This window comes from Acetobacter senegalensis (genome assembly GCF_001580995.1).
GTDB lineage: Bacteria > Pseudomonadota > Alphaproteobacteria > Acetobacterales > Acetobacteraceae > Acetobacter > Acetobacter senegalensis.
On sequence record NZ_LHZU01000040.1, the window covers coordinates 1 to 2,217 of the forward strand.

The window sequence follows — 2,217 nt, forward strand, 5'->3', positions numbered from 1 at the left end:
TATGAGTCCTGAGCCTAGGGGCTTTCTTGAGGTTGTGTGACCGGGCGCGTAAGAACCCGTCGCGGCAATACGCGATGGTGATCGATGAGATCAATCGTGGGAACATTAGCAAAATCTTTGGCGAGCTCATCACACTCATGGAAGAGGACAAGCGCGAGGGCGCGAAGTATCCCGTCTCCGTGACGCTGCCGTACTCCGCAGAGAGTTTCAGCGTGCCTTCGAACGTTGATGTGATCGGGACGATGAACACGGCAGACCGATCATTGGCACTGGTCGACACAGCGCTTCGCCGGCGATTCGAGTTCGTTGAAACAATGCCCAAGCCCTCGGTTCTGACGGGCACCGTCGTCACCCACAACGGCGTGGACATCAACATCGAGCAGTTACTGATCATGCTCAACAAGCGGATCGAGGCCCTGTACGACCGCGACCACACGGTGGGGCATGCCTACTTCACGCGCATCAAAGACCTGAAAGATGAAGATCGCTTCAGAGAGCTGAAGACAGTGTTCAGGAACAAGATCATTCCGCTGCTGGAGGAATACTTTTTCGAGGACTGGCAGAAGATTCGACTGGTCCTGGGCGATAACCAGAAGCCGAAGCAGGAGCATCAGTTCGTCCATGAAATCGGCCGCGAGGAGGATCTTCTGGCACTCTTCGGTCGTGAGCACGAGCTGGATCAGTACGCGATTCGTTCTCGCTATCAACTGAACGCTGCTGCTCTTGATGAGCCTGACGCGTATGTTGGCATTTATGCAGCCAAACCAGACGTGACCGCCGGATGAATTCCCTCACGATCTTTGAGTTCGACAAGGTCGTCGAAGCAAAGGCCGGAGCGGTCGGGCTTGCTGTGCCAAAGCGTGTCTTCGCATGGCTGGAAACGCAGTCCCTTAGAAGTAATGAAGCTTCCCCTGGCTGGCTCAAGCCGACCCAATTGAATAGCCAGCGGGCCATACAGGTCACCAGCTATGTCGGCGTTATTCGCGCCCCTTGCGGATATCAGATCGAGGTATTACCAAAGACCGGGAGGGATACTTCGCCTGAGCAGGCGCGTGCGCTCCTGATCGAGATGTTGAAGTGCCTGGCCGGGTTTCGACACATCAGAACAGCCAGCGCAGACTTGGTCGCGGAACGCATGCCTCTCCTGGAGGTGTTCATCCAGCAGTTCCTGATGGCCGTCGGTTCACTGGTCAAGCACGGACTGCGCAGTGACTACGTCGTGCGACAAGATAACCTCTTTGCACTTCGTGGCCGCCTGTTGGTGGCACGACAGATCTCACAGAATTTGGTCAGGCGAGATCGGTTCTTTACCGAGCATGACGAGTTTTCGCAGGACCGCGCAGAGAACAGATTGATTCACACGGCGCTTCGTCATGTGCTGACCCTGTGCCGGTCACAGGAGAGCCAGCGTGTCGCGCGCGAACTCGGTTTCGTCTTCGCGGATGTTCCGCGGTCAGTCGATGTCGCCCTAGACATTCAGCGGATCAGGCTGGATCGAGGCATGGGCTACTACGAGCCTGCACTGGACTGGGCGAAACTGATCCTGCAGAGCCTCAGCCCCATCTCTGGCATGGGAAAGCACCATGCCCCGTCGCTGCTGTTTCCGATGGAGGCCGTGTTTGAGGCGTATGTCGAGAAGCACTTGGCGAGGCAGTTACGCGATGACTTCGTCTTGAAGGCACAGGCAAGCAGTCAGCACCTCGTTGCTCACGACGCGCAGCGATGGTTCCGCTTGAAGCCCGACTTATTGGTCAAGCAGAAGCAAACCACACGATTGGTCTTGGACACGAAGTGGAAGCTGCTGGATTCGGCGAAAAAGAACAGACGAGAGAAATACCAACTCAGCCAGGCCGATTTCTATCAGATGTACGCCTACGGACATCACTACCTGGACGGCAACGGAGACATCGTATTGATCTATCCCAAGACGGACGCCTTTGCAGAACCGCTGCCTGTCTTCGAATTCCCGAAGGCGAATGGGATGCGGCTTTGGGTGTTGCCGTTTTGCCTCACAAAGCGCCAACTCATGTTGCCGGCTTCGCCAGCATTCGACGTCACTTTCATTCAGGACAATTCAAACAAAGCCCGGGCCGACAACTTGGACGCTGTCCCGGCTTGAGACCAAAGAAGATTGGTGAAACATAGATGGCTTCGGTCGGCACGTGAACACTTGGGCAAACGTCTCGCGCTTGAGGTGCGCTAGGCTCAGGACTCATA

At 56.0% G+C, this 2,217-nt stretch carries 2 protein-coding genes; both read left to right on the forward strand.

Annotated elements, in window-relative coordinates:
• Positions 1-74: 74 nt before the first annotated feature.
• Positions 75-785, forward strand: a complete 711-nt coding sequence (locus AD948_RS18825; protein WP_061470227.1) for an AAA family ATPase — start codon at positions 75-77, stop codon at positions 783-785.
• Entirely contained in the window at positions 782-2,119 is a 1,338-nt protein-coding gene (locus tag AD948_RS00265) for an McrC family protein (RefSeq protein ID WP_061470228.1), read from the forward strand. Before AD948_RS18825 ends, AD948_RS00265 begins: the two co-directional genes overlap by 4 nt.
• The last annotated feature ends 98 nt before the right edge of the window (positions 2,120-2,217 follow it).

Excerpts from the sequence above, each read along its gene's own strand:
- AD948_RS00265 (WP_061470228.1), top strand. The coding sequence starts at position 782 with ATGAATTCCCTCACGATCTTTGAGTTCGACAAGGTCGTCGAAGCAAAG.
- AD948_RS18825 (WP_061470227.1), top strand. The coding sequence starts at position 75 with ATGGTGATCGATGAGATCAATCGTGGGAACATTAGCAAAATCTTTGGC.